The organism is Streptomyces sp. NPDC051987, assembly GCF_040680735.1.
Taxonomy (GTDB): domain Bacteria; phylum Actinomycetota; class Actinomycetes; order Streptomycetales; family Streptomycetaceae; genus Streptomyces.
The window spans coordinates 64,794-86,671 of record NZ_JBFAXI010000022.1 but is presented as its reverse complement, the minus strand read 5'-3'; the positions used below and the strand labels follow the sequence as shown (position 1 = coordinate 86,671).

Annotated in this window: 8 protein-coding genes; 1 reads left to right on the top strand and 7 read right to left on the bottom strand. The window is 75.1% G+C overall.

The genetic code is table 11. The features are described 5' to 3' along the window. The first annotated feature begins 245 nt into the window (after positions 1-245). A complete protein-coding gene (locus tag AB0M11_RS14870; RefSeq protein WP_365705215.1) occupies positions 246-815 on the top strand; it encodes a TetR family transcriptional regulator in 570 nt (189 codons plus the stop codon). A 113-nt stretch (positions 816-928) separates the two neighbouring features. On the opposite strand, the gene AB0M11_RS14865 is transcribed toward AB0M11_RS14870, so the two are convergent. From AB0M11_RS14865 to AB0M11_RS14835, 7 genes are all read right to left on the bottom strand, one after another. After that, positions 929-3,856: a BTAD domain-containing putative transcriptional regulator gene (locus tag AB0M11_RS14865; protein WP_365705213.1), complete on the bottom strand. Its 2,928-nt coding sequence runs from the start codon at positions 3,854-3,856 to the stop codon at positions 929-931. 350 nt (positions 3,857-4,206) lie between these two features. Then, entirely contained in the window at positions 4,207-4,911 is a 705-nt protein-coding gene (locus AB0M11_RS14860; RefSeq protein WP_365705210.1) for a hypothetical protein, read from the bottom strand. A 21-nt stretch (positions 4,912-4,932) separates the two neighbouring features. Beyond that, a complete protein-coding gene (locus AB0M11_RS14855; protein WP_365705208.1) occupies positions 4,933-5,811 on the bottom strand; it encodes a TauD/TfdA family dioxygenase in 879 nt (292 codons plus the stop codon). 63 nt (positions 5,812-5,874) lie between these two features. After that, entirely contained in the window at positions 5,875-6,576 is a 702-nt protein-coding gene (locus tag AB0M11_RS14850) for a hypothetical protein (RefSeq protein ID WP_365705206.1), read from the bottom strand. Beyond that, complete coding sequence (locus AB0M11_RS14845) at positions 6,515-7,591, bottom strand: GSCFA domain-containing protein (protein ID WP_365705204.1); 1,077 nt, start codon at positions 7,589-7,591, stop codon at positions 6,515-6,517. The genes AB0M11_RS14850 and AB0M11_RS14845 overlap by 62 nt, the downstream gene beginning before the upstream one ends. 11 nt (positions 7,592-7,602) lie before the next feature. Next, positions 7,603-17,295, bottom strand: coding sequence for an amino acid adenylation domain-containing protein (locus AB0M11_RS14840; protein ID WP_365705202.1), 9,693 nt, complete (start codon positions 17,293-17,295; stop codon positions 7,603-7,605). Continuing rightward, complete coding sequence (locus AB0M11_RS14835) at positions 17,292-21,380, bottom strand: amino acid adenylation domain-containing protein (protein ID WP_365705200.1); 4,089 nt, start codon at positions 21,378-21,380, stop codon at positions 17,292-17,294. The genes AB0M11_RS14840 and AB0M11_RS14835 overlap by 4 nt, the downstream gene beginning before the upstream one ends. Between the last annotated feature and the right edge of the window lie 498 nt (positions 21,381-21,878).

Here is a 21,878-nt window from a genome sequence, read left to right as displayed (position 1 = left end):
CCTGGGCCGCCGCATTGTGCCGTGCCGCAGAGCCCGCCGGGTACACGGCCGACCGGATACCCCGCAATCCCAGGGCAGCCTCTCCGATGCTGGTGGCCCCCCACTGTGCGCGGTTCAAACAGTTTCACGGCGCCTCTCTCGGCTGTGCCGCGCCCGACCCCCGCCAGGGCGCCACTCGATTAATGTACCGATCGGCACATCTACGTCTGCTGGACCTTACGCGTACCGATCGGTACAGTCAAAGTGTGCCGCGTCCCGTCAATGCCGAGAAGCGCGCCGAGCTGCTGCGGCAAGTGGTCCACCACCTCCAGCGCCACGGCGTCGCGCAGATGTCGCTGAGTCCGCTGGCCGAGTCGATCGGCACCACCAAGCGCATGCTTCTGTACTACTTCGGCAGCCGCGAGAACCTTTTGGCCCAGGCGCTGGCCTTCAGCCGTCCCGACGCCCACGCGATGTTCGACGAGGTCCGCGACACCGAGGGGCTGCGCAAGGCGGCCCACACCCTCTGGGAAGCGATGACCGTGGGGGAGCAGGCAGGGCCGATCCGGATGCTGCTGCAGTTGCTCAGTCTGGCCACCACCGATCCCGAGCAGTACGGCAGCACCGCGGCCGAGACGGTCGAAGCCATGATCGGCCCCATCGCAGCGGCCTGCGTCCGGCTGGGGCACCCGCCACAGCAGGCGCGGACGGCGGCCACGCTCCTCGTCTCCGGCCTGCGCGGTTTGTGCCAGGACCGCTTGGTGACCCATGACGTCGCCCGGACCGACGCGGCCGCCCGCCGCCTCATCAGGGATGCGGTCACGGCGGCCGACTGAGCTTGTGCCCCCCCGCCTGGCGGTACAGCCGATCAAGGCCAGGGCGTAGGAGCGTCTGATCGCTCACCGTCCCGCGACAGACCCTAGGCTGAGACTGCGGGGGTGGTCGGGGCTCAGCCCAGTGCCGGGCGTGGCTGTGCGGTGGGGCCGGTGCCGGCCGGTGCGGGGTCGAGCCGTTCGCGGAGTGCGGCGCGCAGGGGATCGCCGTCCGGGAGGCCGAGCGACGTGGTGACGGTCAGCGCCTGTGTCCACGCGGTGCGGGCGGGACCCGGGCGGCCGGTGGCGGCGTGGACGTCGCCGAGACAGACGAGGGCGGCGGCCTCGCCGTGCCGGTCGCCCGTCAGCCGGAACAGGCCGACCGCCTGCTGGTAGTGGCCCACGGCCTCGGCGTGCTCGCCGAGCCGGTGGCGGATGTAGCCGAGACTGTCCTGGATGTGCGCCTGCCCGTTGAGGTCCCCGGTCTCCCGTGCAAGCTCCAGTGCCTGCCGACAGTACGTCAGCGCCTGCTGGTGGTCGCCGAGTTGGGCGAGTATCCAGCCGATGTGGTTCAGCGCGGCGGACTGCCCGGCCCGGTCGGCGACGGCACGGTGCAGCGCGAGGCTGTCGTGGGCGTGGTCGAGCGCCTCCCCATGCCGGCCCTGGGCCTCGGACATCCGGGACAGGTGCTGATGGATGCGGGCCTGCCCGGCGCGGTCGCCGGCCTCGCCGAACAGCTCCAGCGCGCGCAGGTAGTGCGCGCGGGCCGCGTCCGGACGCTCCAGCCGGTCCTCGGCGAGCCCGAGTCCCCGGTGGGCCTCCGCCTGCCCCCCGGCGTCGCCCTGGCGGCGGGCCGCGTCCAGCGCCGCGCGGTGCGCGGCGATCAGCGCCCGCCGGTTGCCGTGCCGGTCGAGGAAGGTGGTCAGCGCCGAGGCGAGCCGCCAGGTGTGGCCCGGCAGGCCGGCCGCGGCGGCCCGCTCCACCGCGGCGAGCAGGACCGGATGTTCGGCGGTGAACCAGGCCTGCGCCTGCCGGTGGGCGGACAACTCCTCGGCGGCGGAACCCGGTTGGGCGGGCGGAAGTGGAGCGGGGCTGGGCCGGGGGGTCAGCAGCGCGTCCGCCCGGTGCGCGGTGTGCAGGTAGTGGTCGAACAGCCGGTGCGCCGCGGCGTACCGGCTGTCGTCGCTGTCGTGCGTGGCGACCAGCTCGGCGGCGTAGGCGCGCAGCAGGTCATGAAAGGCGTACCGGCCGCCGGGCTGTTCGGTGAGCAGGTGCCCGCGGACCAGTTCGGCCAGCAGCACCCGGGCGCGGGCGGCCGGCACGCCCGCCAGCGCGGCGACGGCCGGGAGCCCGGCGTCCGGGCCCGGATGCAGGCCCAGTAATCGGAAGATCCGGGCGGCCTGCGGGTCGAGCGCCCGGTACGACCAGGAGAACACCGCCCGCACCTCGCTGCTCGTCTCCCCGCCGTCCAGGGCGTCCAGCCGTCGGTCGGCCGCGCGCAGTTCCGCGGCGAGGGCGGCCAGCGGAAGGTCGGGCTGCGCGGCGGCCCGCGCGGCGACGATCGCCAGGGCGAGCGGCAGCCCCGCGCACCGGGCGACGATCTCGCGGACGGCATCGGGATCGGCCGTCACCCGCTCCGCGCCGAGCCGGCGGACCAGCAGCTCCCTGGCCTCCCCGGCGGCGAGCAGGCCCACGGTCAGCAGCTGTGCCCCCTCGGCGGCCGCGAGACCGGTCAGCGACCTGCGGCTGGTGACCAGCGCCAGACACCCGGGGGCCCCGGGCAGCAGCGGCCGGACCTGCTCGGCGTCGCGGGCGTTGTCCAGCACCACCAGTACCCGGCGCCCGGCCAGAAGACTGCGGTACAGGCCGACCTGCGCCTGAGGGCCCGCCGGGATCCGCGCCGGCGGCACGCCCAGGGCGTCCAGGAACCCCCGTACCGCCTCGGCGGGGCTCATCGCCGAGCCGCCGGGCGCGAAGCCGCGCAGATTCACGTACAACTGGCCGTCGGGGAAGGCGGCTTGAGCTCGTCGTGCCCAGTGCACGGCCAAGGCGGTCTTGCCCACTCCGGCCGTGCCCGACACCGCCGTGATCACCACCGCCGACGGCTGGTCCGCCGCTGAGGCCAGGATGTCCTCCAGCCGGGCGAGCTCCTTGCCGCGCCCGATGAACCCTCGCACGCCCATGGGCAGTTGGCTCGGTACCGCCATGGGCGGTTCGGTGGGACGCACCCCCGGCCAGAGAGCCGGCGCGACCGGCGGCCGGGCCCGGGGAGCGGCCCGGTCCGGGGGCCGGGACACCGGCCGCTCGACGGGGCCGTCCAGGCTTCCGCGCAGGATCGCCTCGTGGACCGTCCGCAGGTCCGCCCCGGGGTCGGTGCCCAGTTCCTCGGCGAGCCGCTTGCGGACGGCGGTGTAGCAGTCCAGCGCCTCCGCGCTGCGGCCGGCCGCGTGCAGCGCCCGCATCAGCGCCCCGGTCAGCGGTTCCACCAGCGGGTAGGCGTCGAGGAGTTCGGTCAGCGGGCCGATCACGGCGCCGGGATCGCTGACGCGCGACTCCACCTGGGCCCAGGCGACCGCGGCGTCCACGTGCTGCCGTCGCCAGGCCTCACGGACCCGGGCCGCCCACTGTCCGGCGAGCCCGGCCAGCGGTTCCCCGTGCCACGTCCCGAGCGCCTCGCGCAGCAGCGCCGCCCGTGCCCCGTCCGGCAGGCTCGGCTCCCGCGCCTGGCCCGCCAGTCGCCGGAACCGGTGGATGTCCACCTGATCGGGCCCGGCGTCGAGAAGGTATCCGCCGGAGCGGCGCACCAGACGCAGGCGTGGCCGGCCCGGGTCCCCGGTCTGCTCGCACAGCCTGCGCAGCCGGGCGACATGGGCGTGCAGCGCTCGCCGGGCACCGTCCGGCGGATCGGCGCCCCACACCCGTCTGATCAGCGCGTCGACCGGGACGGGCCGGCCCGTGTCCACCGCGAGCGCGGCCAGCACGGTCCGCCGCTGCGGCGGCCCGACCTCGACGGTCCGGCCTGGTAAGGAGAGCTCCACGGGGCCGAGAAGGCGCAATTCCACCACGACATCCACACTCCCCGCACATCCGGTCTTCACCCGACGCACACATTCTCGCGCTGGGCGACAACCTCTCGACAACGTTCTCAGCCACTGTCGACGTCGTGGGGAAGGCGCCCCCTTCAGTCTGCTGGGGCGTGCCGGACCCACGCACGGCGGCGCACCGCACGCACCCGCCCCGGTCCGCCGCCTGGCGGGCGCCGCCACCCCGACGGCGCCCGCGAGGAAAGCGAGGACCACGGCCGCCGAGCACCCGTGCGGAGAGGCGAGGGCCCGGAGCACGGACAGGGCGCCGCCGGCGGGCGGGACGGCGGCGCCGACCCGGGCGGCAGCGTGGCCGTGGGCGAGCCGTCCCCTCAAGCCGTGAGCGCCCTCAGCAGGCCGTCGGCCAGCAGCCGGCACCCGTCGGCCTCACCCGCCGCCGCGGCCGTGGCGCGCAGGGCGGCCCTCAGCTGTGCCTCGGGGAAGGTGGCGGCGTAGGCGAGCGGATCGTCGGCCGCGTACGCCGCCGCGAGGGCCCCGCCCAGGGCCTGTGCGTGGGCCTCGGCGCACGCACGCGCGTTCGCCTCGGTGCTCAGCCGCGCGTACTCGTGGCCGTACGCGTCCGCCTCGGCCGCGGAGTACCCGTTGGCCAAGGCGTAGTCGCGGGCACCCGCGTGGCCTTCCGCGTAGGCGCCGGCCCGGTCGTAGGCGGCGTCGTACAGCCGCAGCAGGAGCGGACCGAGCGCCGACCGCCAGGTGTCCCGGCCGGCCGGCGTGCCCCGGGCCGCCGCGCGGTGCAGGGCGGCCGCCGCCGCCGTGTCCGCCGTCCCCGCCAGCAGCGGCAGCACGGTCTCCGCCTGCCAGACGTGCACGCTCCGCAGCCCGGCCGGCAGCGGCGCCGTGCCGAGCAGGGCGTGCAGCCGGGCCGCCCAGGCGTCCACGGCGGGCGGCGGCAGTTCCCCGTGGACGGCGGTGACGAGCCGCCACAGCCAGGCGGGCACGCCGGCCACCGGCGGCTCGGCGGCCCGGGTCCGCAGCGCGGCGAGGAAGGCCGCCGGGGCGGCCGTGGTCGTGGCCATGTGCGCTTCCCCTCCGGCCGGTCAGCCGTGCAGAGCTGTGCCGTCGATCGCCACGCGGCGGCCTTCCCTGGTGTGCGGGAAGTAGTCCCACACCGCGTGGTGCTGCACGCTGCGGTTGTCCCAGAACACCAGCGTGCGCTCCTGCCAGCGGACCCGGCAGTGCAGCAGCGGGGTGCGGGCGACGTGCGCGTACAGCATCGCCAGCAGGGCGTCGCTCTCGGCGCGGGACAGCTGGGTGATGTGCGAGGTGTAGGGGGCGTTGACGAACAGCAGCCTGCGGCCGGTCTCCGGGTGGCGGACGACGACCGGCTGCTCGGTGCGCGGCACGTCGTACTCGGGCGGCGGGGTCAGCCCGGCGTCCGTCCAGGGCTTGGCGCCGTCGTGCAGGGCGGTCAGACCGTCGAGGAAGCCGCGCAGGGCGGGGGAGAGCAGCTCGTAGGCGAGGTGCATGTTGGCGAACAGCGTGTCGCCGCCGCTGCCGCCCTCCGGGACCGTGGTGATGTACAGCATGGAGCCGAGGGAGGGCTCGGCGTCCGCGGTGCCGTCGGAGTGCCAGCCGTTGCCGGCGACGGCCGTCGAGTCCTTGTCCGCCTTGATCTCCAGGATGTACGGGTCGGATCCCTCGGCGGCGAGGGCGACGGGGTGCAGCTCGCCGAAGACGCCCGCGAACCGCTTGTGGTCCTCGGGGGTCAGGTCCTGGTCGCGGAAGACCAGCACGTGATGGGTGTGGAAGGCGTGCTTCAGCTCCTTCTCCTGCCGCGGTGTCAGCTCCCGGGACAGGTCGATGCCGGTGACCTCCGCGCCCAGCACCGGGGTGATCGGGGCGACGGAGAGGGTCTCGTAGGGCTCGGTGGGGCGGGTGCTGAGCTCGGCTACGGCGCGCAGTGCGTAGTCCTCCATGAGGACCTCCTTGGGACAGGGCGGACGGGAAAGGGGACGGGGGTACGCGGGAGGGGAGCGGACTCAGAGCCCGCGGTCGAGGAGTTCGGCGACCACCAGCCGGCCGAAGGCGAGGTTGCCGTGGATCGTGTCGTCGGCCTGGCAGAAGACCGGCCGCTGGTGTCCCGCACCGTCGCTGACGCGGGCCCGCAGGTCGAGCAACTCCACACCCCGTTGGGTGAGTTCGGCGGCGATGACGTCCTGGGCGGCGAAGAAGACGCCGGGATCGGACATGCCGGGGACCCGCTGCGGGGGCAGGAGGGCCAGCACCCGCACTCCGAGGGCGGCCGTACGGTCGTAGAAGGCGAGCGCGCCGCGCACGCTCGCCCGGACCAGGTCGCCGAACAGGCCGCTGCGCAGGAACCGTTCGGGCACGGTGCCGTCCCGGTCGCGGTGGACGTCCCAGTTCTGCCGGGTGGCCACCGTGTGCGCGCTCAGCCCGAACGTGCAGACCAGCGGCACCCCGAGCCCCGCGAACCCGGTCACGCCTAGCGCGTCCAGGAACTCCCGCACCAGCCGCGCCACTTGAGCGTCCTGGAAGGCCAGGTCGGCGTCGCCCTCGGCGAGGAACGGTCCGAGGAAGTCCCGCCCCGAGCCGACCGGCCCGCCCACGAAGGGCAGCCCCGCCTGCTGCGCGGCGCGTCCGACGCAGCCGGCGTGGGAGTCACCGAGCAGGAGGAACCGGGCCGGAACGGGGGGCGTGGTAGTCGAGTACGGCGTCGTCACACCAGTGGTCCTCTCCGCCGGTGACGGGGGTGGAAGGCGCGGGCGCGGGCGGAGCCGCGTCGGCCCCGGGCCGCAGGGCGCGGAAGAAGTGCCGCATCACGAAGGCCACTCCGTCGGGGGTGACCGTGCGCAGGTTCGGGCCGTAGAACGCCGCCCGGTACGGGAAGCCGGTGACGATCTCGTACGACGGGAAGTAGTCGACGTCGTCCCGCGCGTCGGCGAGCTGGCCGGCCGCCGCGCGCAGCACCGACTTGGAGTGGGTGGTGGCGACCAGCGCGTGCCGGCCGGTGGCGGTCGCCGTCAGGGGGACCGGGGAGACCGTGAGGACCGTGCGCAGCCGGGAGTTGACGCCGCGCGCCAGGGCCAGCACCTCCGTGAGGTCGCGGTGCACCCGGTCCACCGTGTGGTTGTGCAGGACGTGCCGGCCGGGGTCGTAGCTGCCGCGCACGGTGCCGGGGCACACCGGCAGGACGGTGCCGGTACGGGTGTCGTGCCAGGCCTCGGTCAGGCCGAGGGTGAACACCAGGACGTCGGCCGCGGCGAGGGCGGTGCGGATCGCGGCCAGGGTGACCGCGCGGGCCCGCAGCACGTCCTCCGGCGAGTGGTGGCCGTCCGGTTCCACGGTCGGCCGGTAGGGGTCGTGAAAGGCCCCGCCCTCCTCCCACACCTCCTCCGGCGGCTTCTCCTCCTCCAGCGCCCAGGCCATCCACTGGCGCAGCGCGGCGGCCGTGTAGACGTTGCCGGTCCGGAAGGAGAACCGGCGGTATCCGCGCGCCGCCTGCTCGGCGGGCGTCAGGCCCGGGGGCGGCAGTTCGGCGTCGTACCAGTGCATGCCCTCCGCGAGGAGGGCCCGGCCGATGTGCGCGGCGAAGCAGGACCCGGCGGTGACGACGGGGTCGTCCTGGCCGATCGCGAACTTCGGCGTCCACAGGCCGTCGATGTCCGCGGCGTCGGGCTCGGCGACCGCGGTCCGCCAGAACGAACGCGCGGGCAGGCGGGTGTACGGATGCTCCACGGATGAACTCCTCAGCTCCGTCCGGCGGGCTGCGGCCGGGCGTCGGTCGGGGACACAGGCTCGGTGAGGGCGGCGGCGATCTCCCGGACCTGCGGCTCGGCGACGATCTGGTAGTGGTCGGCGGCTACCTGGTGCAGCCGGTACGACGCCGGCAGATGGGCGTCCCAGGCGCCGGGGGCGGTCGGTTCGGGCGCGAGCGTGGCCTCGGCCACGGCGCGGGCCGCCAGCCACACGGTGGTCGGCGTCCGGCGCAGCCGCGGCAGCCGGTGCCCGGCCATGGCCGCCAGGTTGGCGCGGCAGCAGCGTGCGAGCCGCTCGGCGTAGCCGCGGCCGGACTCCGAGAGACCGTCGCCCGGGTCCGCGCCGGGACCTGTGGCGCCGTGCCCCCGATCCGCCGGCCGCCCGGCTCCGTTTCCGCTCAACTCCCGTGCGAACACCGCCTGGATCCGTTCCTCGTCGTAGCCGGCGAGGCGCTGTCCGGCCCCGGGCGGCGGCGGGTCCAGCAGCCGCAGGGCGGTCACCGGCCGGCCCTCGGCCTCGGCGAGCGCGGCCATCGACAACGCGGTCCACGCCCCGAACGACCACCCGGCAAGGGTCAGTCGGTGCCCGGCCGCCGGGAACTCCCGCCGCAGGGCGGCAAGATAGTGCGCGGCACGCTCCTCGATGGAGCGGTCCGGCAGCCCGGGGTCGTGCAGGGCGGGGTCGGCGATCAGACAGACGGTGAGGTCGTCGGGGAGAGCGGACACCAGCGGCCGGTAGGCCTGGACGTCACCGCCCACCGGATGCACGAGGCACAGCACGTCCGGCCCCGGGCCGCGCTGCCACACCTCGACCTCCACCGAGCCGGACGGGCGCGCCGCGCCGCCGAGGTGGCCGAGGATCTCCGCGAGGCTCACCCGGTGGCTGAGCCGGGACAGTTCGATGTCGGTGCCGTGCCTGCGCTTGATCTCGTCGAGGAGTTCCAGCAGGGTCAGCGAGTCGGCGCCCAGGTCGTACAGGGCCGCCTGCGGGTCGACGGTGTCCAGGCCGAGGAGGGCCAGGAGGATTCCGGTGACCTCCCCACCGGGGTCACCCGGCACGGGCGGGGGCCCCTGCTCCGGCTCGGCGTGCGCCGGTGCGCGGGCCGGTGCAAGGAGCGGTGCGACGGCGCCTCCGGTGGCGGCGGCCGGCTCGTAGAAGGCCCGCGCGGCCGTCAGGTCCGTGGTGCTCACCATGAGGTACGGCAGCTGGAGGTGGAGGGCCCGCTCGAAGACGGCCGTACCCTCCTGCGGGGTCAGCGCCACGGCCAGGTGGTCCCGGTGCCGGGCGTCCGCCCGGTCGGCGTGCCGCTGTGCCATGCCGACGTCCCGCCACGCGTCCCAGCCGACACTGGTGCGGACGGTGGCGTCGCCGCCGGGCGCGCTGTGATGGGCGTAGGCGTCGAGGCAGGCGTTGGCGGCCGCGTAGTCGAACTGGCCGACTCCGCCGAACCGGGCCGCCATCGAGGAGCAGTACAGGACGTGGTCGGGGGCGTGCTCGGCGACGAGCAGTTCGACCAGCAGGGCGCCGCGGAGCTTGGCCGCCGTGACCTGGCGGGCGGCGGCCGGCTCGCGCCGGGCCAGGAGCCCGCCCGCGGCGGCACCGGCCGCGTGCACGATGCCGGCCAGGCCGTCGAGCAGCGGGCTCAGCCGGTCCGCCACGGCCGCGGGGTCCTCGGCCGCGAGATCGGCCGTCACCAGCGTGACCCGGTCGCCGAACGCCCGCAGTCCGGCAGGTACTTCGGCGCTTCGGCCGACCAGGACGACCCGGTTGCCGGGGTGCCCGAGGAGGCTCGCGGCCAGCGTGATGCCGATGCCGCCGGTACCGCCGAGGACCAGATGGGTGCCCGGTGCCGCGGCGCGCCGGGGCGCCTCGCCGACGGGTACCGGCACGCTGGTGCGACGCCACCAGAAGCCGTCCCGCAGGGCCGTCGCCGGGTCGGTGACGGTGCCGTCGAGGAGCAGGTCGGGCAGGTGGGCGGCCCAGTCGGCCGGGTGCGGGCCCGGCAGGTCCGTCCAGCGCAGGGTGACGCCCAGTTCCTGCCGGGGGACTTCGAGGGCCGCGGCGAGCAGTGCCGCCGCGGGGGTGTGCACGCTTCCGGTGACCGGCTGGGCGCGCTGGGACAGCAGCCAGACCCGCGGCCGCCGTGGCTCCGGGCGGCCGGCGAGGGCCAGGGCGAGGGCGGCGACTGTGTCGAGACAGGCCCACTCGGCCGTCTCCAGCGCCGACGCGGTCGGGCTGCCGTCGAGGGCGAGCGGCAGTGCGTGCAGCCAGTCGACGGCCGGTTCGTCCGCGCCGGTGAGGCGGTCGAGCAGGGCGGCGAGCTGCACGGCGTCGGTGACGTCGGCCTCGTAGCGGTCGTCGCCGAGCCGGGTCAGCCCCTGCCCGGCCCGTACGGTCACCACGCGGCCGTAGTGGCGTTCCAGGAACCGCCAGCTCTCGCCGTCCCGGCCGGGGCCGATCACCACGACGGCGGTACGGCCGGACGCAGGGGCTCCGGTGCGGGCCCGCCGGGCGCGCGTCCACAGCGACTGGTGCAGCCACTGCGCGGCAGGCAGCCGGGATGTCCCGGACCGGTCGTCGGCGGGGCTGGGTGAGGTGTGCGTGGAGACGCGTGGTGAACCGGACTCGGCCGGGCGTGGAGTACGCAGGGCATGTGGCAAGTCGTTCTCGGTCGTGCGTGGCGAGTCGTGCGCGGGGGCGTTCGACGCGTCGGACTCGGCCGGGCTTGGAGTCGCCAGGATGTGTGGTGAGTCGTTGTCGGTGGTGCCGGGTGAGTGGTGCGCGGGGGCGTTCGACGCGTCGGACTCGGCCGGAGACGGGGTCCCCAGGGCGCGGGGGGAGCCGTTCTCGGCGGGACGGGGTGCGGCGGCGCGTGGGTAGTCGTACTCGGCCGTGTCGAAGGCGGGCGGCGGGAAGTCCCAGGGCGCGGCGGCCGGGCCCGCCGGCCAGGCCACGGTGCGGCCGGCCGTCCACGCCTCGGCGACGGCGTGCGGGTCGAGTTCCTCGACCGGTCGCGCGTCCCGGGGCGGGGGCGCGGTGACCGTCGGCAGGGACCGCAGCCAGGCCACGGCCGAGGCGGCGTCCGGGCAGACGGCCGCGGCGCGGTGGGCCAGGGCGGGCCGCCCGGCCTGGAGGTGCCGCAGCACCTGCGGGTACGCGTCGGGCCGCGCCGCGAGGTAGTCGGCGATACGGCGCCCGTCCGCGCGGACCGCGGCCTGCGAGGCACCGGACAGCACCAGGCACGGCAGCGGCTCCGCCGGGGCCGGGCCCGGGTCCGGGTCGGGCTCCGGATCCGGCTGTTCCAGCAGCACATGGGCGTTGGTACCGCCGATGCCGAAACTGCTCACCCCGGCCACCCTGCGCCGGCCCGCCGGCCAGGGCTCGGCGGCGACCGGGATCCGGAACGGGCCGTCGGCGATCTCCGGGTTGAGCCGGTCGAAGTCGGCCGTCGGCGGCACGACCCCGTGGTGCACGGCGAGCACCGCCCGGACCAGACCTACCACGCCGGCCGCCGCGCCCAGATGCCCGATCTGGCTCTTGACGGAGGACAGCGCCGTCCGCGCGTCCGCCGCCAGCCCGTACGCCTGCCGCAGCGCGGCCGCCTCGACCGGGTCGCCGAGCCGGGTACCGGTGCCGTGCGCCTCCACGTACCCGACGTCGCCGCCGGCGCGGCCGCTGCGGGCCAGTGCCGCGCGGATCGCGGCCCGCTGCCCGGGCAGTGACGGGGCGCTGTAACCGAGCTTGCCCGAGCCGTCGTTGTTGAGGCCCGAACCGGTGACGACCGCATACACCGGGTCGCCGTCCCGGCGCGCCGCGGCCAGCGGCTTGAGGACGACCACGCCGGTGCCGCTCGCCCCGACGGTGCCCTCGGCGTCCGCGCTGAAGGGCCGGCAGTGCCCGTCGGGGGAGAAGATGTGCTGCGGCCGGTAGGTGTAGCCGTCAGTCAGCCCGGTGTCGACGAGGACCCCGCCGACGAGCATCACGTCGGCGTCGCCCTGCCGCAGCATCCCGGCGGCGACGTGCACCCCGGCGAGCGAGCTGGAGCAGGCGGACTGGAGGGTGAACGCCGGTCCGGTGAGCCCGAGATGGTAGGCGGCCTTGGTGGCGAGGAAGTCCTTCTCGTGGTGCAGGGCGAGCCGGAAGGAGTCCGGCAGCAGGGCCGGGTCGCCGTCGCGGAGCATGCGCTGGAAGTAGGTGTTCTCGCCGCAGGAGGCGACCAGCCCGACCCGCAGCCGCGCCGGGTCGCCGATTCCGGCGTGCGCCAGGGCCTCGGCGCAGTTCATCAGCAGCTGGCGTTGCTGGGGGTCCATCAGGCGGGCCTCGTGCGGGCTGATCCTGAACCGGCCCGGGTCGAACCCGAGCGGTCCCGCCAGCTGGCTGCGGGCGCCGACCCGGCCGTCGTCCGCGGCGAAGTGCTCGATGCCCCGCCGTCCGGAGACGACCAGGTCCCAGAACGCGGCCAGGTCGGGCGCGCCCGGCAGCCGGACGGCCATGCCGACGACGGCGACGGGCTCGTCCGCCGTCCGCCGGGCGCCGCCGGACGTCTCCGGCCGCCGCGCCGGCGTGCCGCGGCCGGCGCCGTCGTCCGACACCAGCCGGGCCAGCGCGCGCAGGGTGACGTGCTCGAACAAGTCCGGCACGGAGAAGGGGAGATCGCCCTCCCCGGCGCATCTGAGCTGGAAGCGCATCAGGTCCAGGCTGGTGGCCCCGGCGTCCAGGAACCGCTCGTCCACGCCTACCGTCCGCCCGGTCGCCGCCCGGAACAGCTCGGTCAGCCGCAGCTCCAGCGGCGACAGCCCGGCGTCCGCGTCCGTGCCCATGGAAGTGTCCTCGCCCGGCCGGAGTTCACGGCCCGCAGCGGTGAGCGCCGCCCGCCGGTCCAGTTTGCCGCTGGGCGTGCGCGGCAGCTCCGTCACCCTGCGGAAGGCGGCGACCCGGACATAGGCGGGCAGCAGCCGTGCCAGCCGCCGGGTCAGGTCCGCCGGGTCGGGGTCCGCGCCCCGGCACTGCAGGACGGCGACCAGCCGGGCGTCCAGCACGCCCGCGACCGCGTTGACCACCCCGGGACAGTCCAGCAGCGCGGCCTCGACCTGGCCCAGCTCCAGGCGGTGGCCGCCGAGCTTGACCTGCCCGTCGTCGCGGCCCGCGTAGTGCAGCAGGCCGTCCTCGTCGAAGCGGGCGCGGTCCCCGCTGCGGTAGAGGGTGCCCAGCTCGGGGTCGTCGACGAACCGGTCGCGGTGGGCGGCCGGGTCGCCGAGGTAGCAGCGGGTCACCATGGGCCCGCCGATGAGGAGGTCGCCCGTGACCCCCGTCGGGACGGGCAGACCGCCGTCGTCGACCACCCGCAGCACGGCCCCCGCCACCGGGCGGCCGACGGCGGGGCGCGCCGGCCAGGCGGCCGGGTCGCCGTCCAGGCACAGGGCGCTCACCACATGGGTCTCGGTCGGCCCGTAGTGGTTGAACAGGCGGGCGCCCTCCGGGAGTCCCGCGAACCAGCGCCTGATCGCGTCCGTGCACACCAACTGCTCGCCCGCGGTGACGACATCCCGCAGCCGGGACGGGAACACCCCGGCGCGCACGCCGTGTTCGGCGAGCAGTTGCAGGGCCACGTACGGCAGGAAGATCCGTTCCGCCCCGCCGGTCTCCAACTCGTCGAGCAGCGTGGGCATGTCCTGCCGCCAGGCCGGCCGCACCAGACGCAGCTCGCCGCCGGAGCAGAGCGTGGTGAGGATCTCCTGGAAGGAGACGTCGAACGACAGCATGGAGAACTGCTGGGTGACGGCGGGCCGTTCGAGTCCTCCGGTGGACCGCTGCCAGGTGAGCAGCGAGCACAGCGTCCGGTCGGGAACCTTGACGCCCTTGGGGGTGCCGGTGGAGCCCGAGGTGAACAGCGTGTAGAGGGGCCGCAGCCCTTGGTGCCGGTACGGCACCGGCGGCGCGGTGGGCGTGCGGGTGAGGGTGACGACGTGCCGCGGCAGATCCGGCGGGGTGATCGTGGCCAGGACGTCGAGGTCCTGTGCGCCGGTCAGTACGCACAACGGGGCCGCCTGGGCCAGCACATGGCGCAGCAGGGCCGCCGGGTAGGCGGGGTCGAGCGGGACGACGGTCAGATTCCGGCGGGCCGCCGCGAGGAGGGCGACGACGTGCTCGACGGACGGCTGCAGGTAGAGAGCCACGGACGCCGGGGCGGCGGGATCCTCCGGCACACTGAGTAGTGACGCCAACTCGTTCGCCTGGGCGTCGAGTTCGGCGTACGTGAGGGTGGTGCGGCCGAGGGTCACGGCCGGGGCGTCCGGAGTGCGGGCCACCTGGCGGGCGAAGCCCTCAGCGACCGTCGTGAAGTCCGGTGCCACGGGGCGGCCGTGGGCGGTCCCCGACGAGCGGTGCGGGGCGAGCAGTTCCCGCAGGGTCGTGTCATCGCCGCCGGTCAGCCGCTCCAGGGCCCGCCGGAACAGCAGGGCCGCGGTCTGCGCGCGTACGGCGCCGAAGTCGTCCCGGTACTCCCACAGGCAGCCGAGCCCCGACTCCTCCTCCACCACCGACAACGTCAGCGCGCACTTGGCACCCGCGGGCTCGGGCCACAGCGGCTCGACCGCACAGCCCGCCGGCCGCAGCGCCGAGAACTCCGTGTTCTCCAGGACGAACAGGTAGTCGAAGAGCGGTGAGCGCTCGCGGAACGCCGGCTCGGTCAGCACGTCGGCGAGGAGGACCTCCTGCCCTTCCAGCACCCGGCGCACGGTGTCGGCGTGCGCGCCGAGGTGGGTGCGCAGGGAGTCGTCGGGCGAGAGGGCGAGGTCCAGGAGGACGGTGTTCGCGAACATGCCGACGCTCTCGGCGAACTCAGGGCGCGGCCGGTTCGCCACCGGAGCGGCGACCAGCGGCCGGGCCTGCCCGGTCACGCCGTACACGGACGCGGCGAACGCCGACACGAGCAGCTGGAACCTGGTCAGTCCCAGTTCCGCGGCGCGCCGGTCCAGTGCGGCACGGCGGGCCGGGTCGAGTGAGGTGCGCAGCAGCCCCGCCCGGGATCCTGATCCGGGAGGGGGAGCGGGCAGCGCCGGTGACGGCTCCGGCGCGTGCGCGTAGTGGTCGCGCAGCCGGGTGCGCAGGCGCTCGTAGCCGGCGGTCGCCCGCCAGTCCCGCTGCCAGCGGGCGAGGTCGACCGGGCTCGGTGCCGGTGCCGGTGCCTGGGCCGATCCCGGGGCTTGGGGTCCCGGGCCGTCCGCGTAGGCGGCGGTGAGGTCGCGGAAGAGGAGGTTGAGCGACCAGCCGTCCACGGCCACGTGGTGCAGATGCAGAAGCAGCAGCCCGCCGTCGGCGTGGTCCGCCCAGGCGGCCCGCAGCATGTGGGGCTCGGTGAGGTCGAAGCGGTGGGCGAAGAAGCGGCCGGCGGTCTCCTGCCAGGGCTCTCCCTCGCGGGCGGCGAGCGGCGTCCAGGGGTCGTAGGGCGCCTCGGTGCGCTGCCGCAGGCCGTCCGGGGCCGGGACCAGCCGGGTCCGCAGGGCGGGGTGCCGCTCCACCAGCGTGCGCAGCGCGCGGCGCAGCGCCCGCGGGTCCACGGTTCCCTGGACACGGAAGGCGAGCGGCACCTCGTAGGAGCGGTCGTCGGGGTCGCGCCGGTGCAGGAGCCAGAGGCGTTCCTGCTCACTGGTGGCGGGGGCGTCCGCGCCGTCCCCGCTGTCTGTTCCGTCCGCGCCGTCCGCGCTGTCCGAGGCGGTGGGCACGGGCGGCCGGTCGTCGGCCGGAGCGGTGCGCACGGCGTCCGCCAGAGCGGCGAAGTCCGCCCGCAGCACCAGGTCCTGGGGGATGTCGACGCCGTACCGCTCCTGGATCTCGAAGCGGAGGCGCAGCGCCTTCAGGGAGTCGCCCCCGCTGGGGATCCAGCGGTCGTCGGGACGCAGACCGCCCATCCCGAGGATGTCCTCGGCGATCTCCAGGACAGGGCGCTGTGCCGCGCTGACGGCCACCGCGTCCGCGCGGGTCCCGCGCCACGGTGCGGCCGCCTCGCGCACCAGCGCGGCCTGGTCGACCTTGCCGTTGGCGGTCAGCGGGAGTTCCGGGACGAGGTGGGTGCGGTGGGGGCGCATGTACGGCGGCAGGGCGGTGGTGAGGTGGCGTTCGTAGTCGGCGAAGGAGAGGCCGTCGTCGCCGAGGACGAGGAACGCCAGCAGTTCGTGCCGGTCCGCGGAGTCGCGCCGGGTGCAGACATGGGCGTGGCGCACGGCGGGCAGGGCCAGGATCCGCTGTTCCACCTCGCCCGGCTCGACACGGAAGCCGCGCACCTTGACCTGCCGGTCGGCGCGTCCCACGAAGTGCACGCGCCCCTCGGCGTCCCGGCGCACCAGGTCACCGGTCCGGTACCAGCGACGCGGGGTGCCGTCCCCGTCCGCGAGGTGGACGAAACAACGCTCGGTGAGCTCCGGCAGGTTGCGGTAGCCGCGCGCCAACGCCGGTCCGGAGAGAAGGAGTTCGGCCACCTCGCCGTCCTCGGCGACACGCCCGTCCGGGGTGCGCAGCAGCAGGCCGGTCCCCGGCAGGGCGGTGCCGACCGGGATCGACGAGTCGCCGTCGACGTCGCGGGGGATCGGGTGGCACAGGGCGAACGTCGTGGCCTCCGTCGGCCCGTACACGTTGTGCAGGACGGTGCCGGCGTCTGGATTGGCGTCGTACCAGGAACGGATCGCGCGCGCGTCGAGCCGTTCGCCGCCGACGAGGACCTGGCCCGCGTCGGCGAAGCAGCCGGGGACCTTCTCGACGACCGTGTTGAAGAGGGCCACCGTGATGAACACGGTGTCGACGCGGCGTTCACGCAGCGCGGCGGCCAGCCGGTGCGGGCTGTGCACCTCGGAGTCGTCCAGGACGACGCAGACGCCGCCGGTGAGCAGGGGGACCCAGACCTCGAAACTCAGCGCGTCGAAGGCCGGGTTGGACAGGCAGGCGAAGCGGGCGCCGGGCCGCGGGTCGAGCCAGCCTGGCCGGGCGAGCCGCAGCACACCCGCGTCGGTGACCTCCACGCCCTTGGGGCGGCCGGTGCTGCCGGAGGTGTAGAAGAGGAAGCCGGTCCCGTCGCCGTCACCGGTCAGCGCGGCCGCCCTGACGTCCAGCGGTGCCGCGGTGGGGCCGAGGAGCAGGCCGGCGTCGATCCCGTGGGCGTGCTCGGCCGTGCCGTCGTGGACGACCGCGACGGCACCGGAGTCGTCGAGGATGTGGCGCTGCCGGTCGGGCGGGCTGAGCCGGTCCAGGGGGACGACGGTGGCACCGGCGCGGCGGATGCCGAGCATGACGCACACCAGCTGCCAGGAGCGGGGCAGGCAGACCGCGACGGACTGCCCGGCGCCCACGCCCCGTTCGCGCAGCCTCGCGGCCACCCGGGCGCTGAGCAGGTCGAGTTCGGCGTAGTCGAGCAGCCGGTCTCCGTCCTCGACGGCGACGGCGGAGGGAGTGCGGCGCGCCTGGTCCAGGACGGCCGCGGCGAGCCCGACCTCGGGCAGTTCCGTCTCGGGCACGTCGGTCGCGGGCACGTCGGTCTCGGGCAGTTCGGTCTTGAGCACTTTGGTCCCACGCACTTCGGACTTGGGCACTTCGGTCTCGGGTGTTTCGCACGCGGGCAGTTCCTGTGCGGGTGCTTCCGTCTCGGGCGACCCGGCTGCCGCCGGTACGGGGGGTGCGGTGCGGTCGGTCATCGCGCTTCTCCCGCCGGTACGGCGACGGAGTGCACCGCGCGCCTCGACTGCAGCTCGTGATGGGCGAGTTCGGCGGCGAGCAGCGCGGCGACCCGGGCGGTCTCGGCGCCCTCCAGGATCTCCCAGTGGTCGCAGGCCATCGTCTCCACGCGGAACTCGCCCTGCGCGCGCCGCCGCCAGAAGGCGCGGACCTCGGCGTGGAAGGGGGTGTCGACGCCGCCCGGCACGGCCTCGGCGAGGACCAGCCGCGCCGGGGAGGGCGCCGGGACGTGCTCGCGGGCGGTGAGCCGGTTGTGGTTGTAGATCCGGAAGTAGCGGTCCACCTGGGCGTCGTCGATGCCCGGGTACATTCCGTTGAACCGCACGAGTTTGTCGCGGAACTCGGCCGCGTCGACGGCGGTGATCGCCGCACGGCCCGCGCTGTCGTCGGTCGCCTGCGTGTCGAGGAGGACCACGCTCACGTCGTCGCGCCCGGCCCGGCCGAGCAGGCGCCCCATCTCGTGTGCGACCAGCCCGCCGTAGGAGAGCCCGGTCAGCACGAGCGGCCCCGCCCCGAGCGGTTCGATCAGGCGCAGGTACGCCTCGGCCATGGCCGTCACGCTGGGCAGCATGTCCTCTCCCGGGTTCACGCCGGGTGACTGGATGCCGTACAGGCCGGCGTGCGCGGGCAGATGGGCGGCGAGGGGGAGATAGCAGAAGGCGGTGCCGCCCGCCGGGTGCACGCAGACCACCCGTGGGCCGCTGCCCCGGCGGAACTCGATCAGGCTGCCCGGTGCGCGATGCGCGCCGTCCTCGCGCAGCAGCGCGGCCAGCGCCTCGATCGTCGGCCGCACCATGACCTCGGCGACCGGCAGCCGGCGACCGAAAACCTCGGTGACCTCGTGGGCCATCTTGATGGCGGACAGCGACGTGCCCCCGATGTCGAAGAAGTTGTCGCCCACGCCGATCGAGGGGTGGAGCAGGACGCGCTGCCATATGCGGTACAGGGCGTGCTCGACGTGATCACGCGGGCTCGCGGTGTTGACCTGGTCGGACGTCTCCTCGTGGACCTGGCGCAGCACGGCGGCACGGTCGAGTTTCCCGCCGCGGGTCAGCGGCAGGGCCGCCAGGTCGAGGACGACGGCGGGGACCATGTAGTCCGGCAGGACGCGGGCGAGGGCGGCACGCCAGTCGGCGCTGGTGCGCGCCGCGGCGGCGCCCCGGCCGACGGCGGCCACCAGCCGGGGCCGGCCCGCCGGGCCCCGATCGGCGAGGACGACGGCCTCGCGGACACCCGGCTGCCGCGTCAGCGCCGCTTCGATCTCGGCCGGTTCGATGCGGAACCCGCGGAGCTTCACCTGGTCGTCCGCGCGCCCCACGTAGTGGAGCAGCCCGTCGTCACCCCAGCGGGCGAGGTCGCCGGTGCGGTAGACGCGGGCGCCGGGCACGAACGGATCCGGCAGGAAGCGTTCCTCGGTGAGGTCCGGGCGCCCCAGATAGCCGCGGGCGAGGGCCGCCCCGCCGAGATGGATCTCCCCGACGACGCCGGGCGGGACCGGCTGCATCCGGGCGTCCAGGACGTAGCAGCGGGTACCGGGCAGCGGGCGGCCGATGGGGCACGGGCGGTCCAGCGGACGGGGGTCGTGGTGCGCGGTGCTGTAGAGGGTCGCCTCGGTGGGGCCGTAGCCGAAGCAGATCCGCAGGCCGGGCAGCCGCTCCGTCATCCGGTGCAGCGCGGCCTCCGTCAGCGGCTCCACCCCGGTCAGCAGCGTGCGCAGGCGCAGGCCGCGCAGCCGTGCGTCCGGGTCCTCGTCGACCCATTTGACGTAGGCGGGCGGCAGGAACGCCTGGACGATCTCGTGCTCGCGCAGCCAGGCGAACAAGGCCTCAGGGTCGCCGCGCACCTCCTCGGGGACGATGTGCACCGTACCGCCGGTGGTGAGGGGAAGCAGGAGTTCGTGGACCGAGGCGTCGAAGCCGATGCTGGACCAGGCCGAGCCCGCCTCACCGGGCGCGGTGCCCATCCGGTCGTGCCAGGCCGAGAAGAGGTTGAGGACGCTGCGATGCTCGACGGCGACGCCCTTGGGCCGCCCCGTGGAACCGGACGTGAAGATCACGTACGCAAGCTGGTCCGGGGCCCGGGTGATCCCGGCCGGCGGCCGCTCCCAGGCCGTCCCGTCGGCCTCGGAGTCTCCGCCGGGCCCGGCCTCGGCCTCGACCGTGCGCAGGTCGAGCCAGTCCCGCGGGCGGTCCGTACCGCGGTGGTCGGTGAGGACCACGGGGCACACGGCGTCCTCGACCATGCCGGCGAGACGCTCCCCGGGCTGCCCGGGGTCGAGCGGCAGCCAGGCGGCACCCGCCTTGAGGACGCCGAGGATGCCGACGGCCAGGTCGACGGTGCGACGCAGGTGCAGTCCGACGACGTCACCCGGCCGGACGGCACGGGCGACGAGGGCGTGCGCGAGCCGGTTGGCGCGCCGGTCCAGCGTCGCGTAGTCCAGCGCGTGCTCGCGGTCGGTGACGGCGGTGGCGGTGGGGTGCGCGCGGACCCGCTCCTCGAAGAGTGCGGCGAGACCGGAGGCCGTGCGCAACGCGGTCGCGGTCGCGTCGGACGGGGCGCCGGTCTCGCTCCGTGCCGCCGTGATGTCGTCGGTGTCGTCGGTGTCGTGTCGGGCCGCCCCGGCGTCGTCGGTGTCGTCCCGTGCCGCCGTGGCGTCGCCTGCCGCGATCAACGCCCGGCGCTCGCGCGGGTCCATCAACTCCAGCGTGTCGACGGTGCGGTGCGGGTGCCGGGCCATGTCGGTGAGCAGATGCCGGAGGTGTCCGGCCCAGCGTTCGGCGGTCGCGGTGTCCAGCAGCGCGGTCGCGTGATCGAGGTGCCCGGTGACGCGGCCCTGCGACTCGGTCGCCGACAGGGCGAGGTCGAACTTGGCCGGGGCGTGCGCGATCGGCAGGGGTATGGTCTCGACGCCGGGCAGCTCCAGCAGCCCGTGCCGGTCCGGGACCCAGGCCAGCATGGTCTGGAACAGCGGGGTGTGCGCGGCGCTGCGGGGCGGGTTCACCACCTCGACGATCCGCTCGAACGGCAGGTCCTGGTGGGCCAGGGCGTCGCGGACCACCGACCGGGTCCGGGCCAGGGCCTCGGCCGCGGTCGGCGAACCGGACAGGTCCACGCGCAGCGGGAGCGAGTTGACGAGGAAGCCGATGAGCCCGGCGGCCCCCGGCCCCCGGCGGCCCGCGACCGGACTGCCGACAACGATGTCCTGTTGCCCGGACAGCCGGGACAACAGGACGGCCCAGCCCGTCAGCACCGCGACGAACAAGGTCGCTCCCTGCTGCCGGGCCAGGGCGCGCAGGTCGGCCGTGACGTCCGCGTCGAGCTCGAACCCGACCCGGCCGCCGTCGTAGCGCTGCTCCGCCGGGCGCGGCCTCGACAACGGCAGTTCCAGCATCGCCGGGGCGTCGGCCAACGCGCCCTTCCAGTAGGCCTCCTGGGCCGCCAGAGCGCCGCCGAGCACGGACTCGCGCTGCGCCTGGGCGTGGTCCGCGTACTGCAGCCGCAACTCCGGCAGCGCGGCCGGGATTCCTGCCGCCAACGCGCGGTACACGAGCCCGAGTTCCCGCATCATCACGTTCATCGACGCGCCGTCGTAGATGCTGTGATGGAACGTCAGCAGCAGCACGTGCCGCTCGCCGTCGAGGACGAGCAGCCGACCGTGCCAGAGTGGACCGGCCGCCAGGTCGAACTCCCGCTCCGCCTCCTCCCGCTGGCACCACGCGACCCAGGCCTCCGGGTCGGCGGCGGCGCTGAGATCCTCGACGTCGAGGGCGCTGCCCGAGCCCGCCGGGTCGATGTGCTGACACACCCCGCCCGCCTCGGCCACCAGCCGGGTCCGCAGTGACTCGTGCCGGTCGGTCAGGGCGTCGAAGGCGGCGGCCAGGATGTCCTGGTCGAGCGGTCCGGTGAGAAGGAAGGCGAGGGTCTCGTTGTACGCGGTGTTCCCGCCCGGCAGTTGGGCGAGGAACCACAGCCGCTGCTGGGCGAAGGACGCGGGCCGGACCCGGGGAGCCGGGGCCGTGGGGACGGGGCGGGGAGTGTTCGGCACCGGCAAGGCCTGGCCTTCCTGTCGAGGGGACGGGACCGGGGACGGAACAAACGGAACAAAGAGGCATGGACGTGGCGGGGCGCGGCGAACGAAGGCGGCGCTCCAGTGCCCGCGCAACGAGAAGGAGGAGGGCGAAGGGCAGGGGGAGTGAGGGGTGAAGTGGGGGACGCGTGGATATCGGCGGGTGAGGGAGGACCGATGGGAGGGGGGAGACGCGTGGTGCGGACGCGCACGCTGAGGCGTCAGCTGTGGGGAGTTTCCGAAGGGGCTCCGTGACGTAGCTGTGATCATCAGTCACGCGCTCCGGACATGTCAACACTTGACTTCGCCAAGGGAGTTGACCTAAGAGCCCCGCCTCACGGCGCAGCAGCCCGCACCACAGGCCGTCGGCGACCAGGCCCACCGGCCGCAGCGGCAGGGCGAGGCCGAGCAGCGTGCCGTAGAACCAGGGGGTGACCGTCCAGCGCGCGTCGGTGCGGGTGCCGGGATCCCGCACGG